Below are 2,074 nucleotides of genomic sequence, written 5' to 3'. Positions count from 1 at the left end.
CTGGGAGAAAAAGGGAAAAACAACCCCGGCCAACACACCCTAGCAGACACCTTAGCAAGTGTTTCAAGCTAAAGCGTCTGCTAGACCATTTCGTTAGCCCAAATAAGTAAGTATGAAAATAAGCACAGTCTTCTTATTGATTCTTGGATGCTTGACTGCATGTGACGAGCCAGTTAGTGAATCAGCAACACATGCAACAACAAATTCAACCCCTACTGCCACGGCAGCTACTTCTAGTAAACAAATGGTTGACAAGGCCTATCTAGGAATGCCAATAGAAGAATTTAAAAGAGTATACAAAGAAGGCAAATTCATAGAAGAGCCAGTTCATGAATATGGGGTAGACGGTGAAAGCATGGGACTCAAAGTGGTAGAAAATGGTGAACCTGTGTTGTTTGTATGGACCTTTGAAGGCGATGACAAAGTATCAGGTATTACTGTCCTTTCACCTAAAGTAACTGTCGACTCTACCATATATGTAGGAGCAACGGCTAGTGACTTCTTTAAGCGCAATCCCAGTGCTGAATTTGAAGTACATATGATAGATGAAAGGTTTGAGTTAGGGTATGTAAAAGGCAAGAATTACACAGTTGAGTTTCTGACCACAGATAGCACCAGAGTAGGAAACTATGAATATGGAGACAGTCAACCAAAGTTCCTTAGGCTCAAACGTCCTGACGCTAAAATTGACAGAATAACAATTGAGAACAAGTAGTACAAAGAATTACAGGGGCTAACCCTGCACATGCTCCATTCTCGGCTTTGCCTCGTTCGCAGCATGTCCTAATCCGTTGAGCTTAATATGAAATTATGAAAGCATTCCTGACAATACTGATTTTCATTTTATCATGTAGGCTCAGCTTTAGTCAAGGGAACGACCATTTGGTGCCCGTTGATGGCTATTTTCATTCCTTTGTACAGAGTAAAGTAATTCAAACATACTTTGAACGTACTCAAGAGACATTATTCAAAGGTATAGAAGAAAACCAGTACTTTGTCAGGGTGGTGGTGTTGCCATCTTTCCAGCCAGAGAAGCTATTGTCGGTTGAATCCCAGAAAGAAGGGCTGGTACTGTTGAAAAGAACAGTTGATATACCAATCTGGGCTTATGTCAGCCCTCATGTTAGCTTACCCAATAGGGAGCTTAAACTGATAGAGCAAAAAGTCAGGGTAAGCGAAGCACTTGCCACAGAACTCAAAGAGTTATTTCTGATCGCCATTTATAAGACCAAATATCCTGAATCATCACAAATGATTACTGACGGGGCTTCTTACTATTTCATTACCCATAAGCAATGGGAAGGTGAAATGGCAGGCAAAACTTTGTCACCAGAAAATGGGACGAAGATGCATGAATTGGTTAAATTGACTGAGTTAATGGAGAAGCTACTCCAAAATAATGCTCCAGTAGAAGATCAAGAATCCATGATAGAAGCGATAAAGGTCCTCAAAAAGAAGCTACAAGAGAATTAAGAATAATAAGCTCAACAAAACCTATAGTGCATAAACGCACCATAGCAAAACCGTTATAGGCAATGCAAATGATGAAAGAAGAATGAACAAACTTTATCCGATTCAACTCTGGCTTACAACCATAATCCTTGTTGCACCATTGTTAATGATACTTGCTGGACTTGTAAATAATGAATGGAACATGGGTTTTGAAGTTCTTCTTCTATTCGTCTTTTTTGGACTAGCATTTTCTTTACCTGCATTCTTGGTTTGCTTTGCTTTCTATAAAATCCTGACTGTAAAGATTTCCTCACCAATACTGATTAAAATATTACTAAATTTAATAATAGTAGGTGCTGTGCTAATCACATTTGCTCTTATTTCTGGCTCATTGGCATTTAGACTTAGCATTGTTTATTCAGCAAGCGTAGTGATTGCAAGTTTATTTTATAGTGTAAAAAGAAAGGAGAAGCACAGTAGCCTATAACCACACCTATAGGTCAGCTACGCCACCCTATAGCCCAGTACGTCAGACTGTCTAATAACACCTTCCTTCCTGCAACTTTTCACAAGCTAAGTGGCTAAGTAATACTATACTTATCCACTTGAACTATGAAATTCA

3 protein-coding genes are annotated in these 2,074 nt (G+C 39.2%); all 3 read left to right on the top strand.

Features of this window, described 5'->3' with window-relative positions; translation table 11 throughout:
* The first annotated feature begins 112 nt into the window (after positions 1–112).
* The 3 genes from C8E01_RS21365 to C8E01_RS21355 all read left to right on the top strand — a co-directional run bounded on the left by C8E01_RS21365 (position 113) and on the right by C8E01_RS21355 (position 1,939).
* Positions 113–715, top strand: a complete 603-nt coding sequence (locus C8E01_RS21365; RefSeq protein ID WP_133242817.1) for a hypothetical protein — start codon at positions 113–115, stop codon at positions 713–715.
* Positions 716–810: 95 nt separating this feature from the next.
* Complete coding sequence (locus tag C8E01_RS21360) at positions 811–1,473, top strand: hypothetical protein (RefSeq protein WP_116545490.1); 663 nt, start codon at positions 811–813, stop codon at positions 1,471–1,473.
* Between the two features lie 82 nt (positions 1,474–1,555).
* Positions 1,556–1,939, top strand: a complete 384-nt coding sequence (locus C8E01_RS21355) for a hypothetical protein (RefSeq protein ID WP_116545489.1) — start codon at positions 1,556–1,558, stop codon at positions 1,937–1,939.
* Positions 1,940–2,074: the final 135 nt, after the last annotated feature.

Origin of the sequence: Pontibacter virosus (genome assembly GCF_003096355.1) — a bacterium.
Taxonomy (GTDB): Bacteria; Bacteroidota; Bacteroidia; order Cytophagales; family Hymenobacteraceae; genus Pontibacter; species Pontibacter virosus.
This window is presented reverse-complemented; position numbering and strand designations above follow the sequence as displayed.

Coding starts and splice junctions, on each gene's coding strand:
- C8E01_RS21360 (WP_116545490.1), top strand. CDS start 811: ATGAAAGCATTCCTGACAATACTGATTTTCATTTTATCATGTAGGCTC.
- C8E01_RS21355 (WP_116545489.1), top strand. CDS start 1,556: ATGAACAAACTTTATCCGATTCAACTCTGGCTTACAACCATAATCCTT.
- C8E01_RS21365 (WP_133242817.1), top strand. CDS start 113: ATGAAAATAAGCACAGTCTTCTTATTGATTCTTGGATGCTTGACTGCA.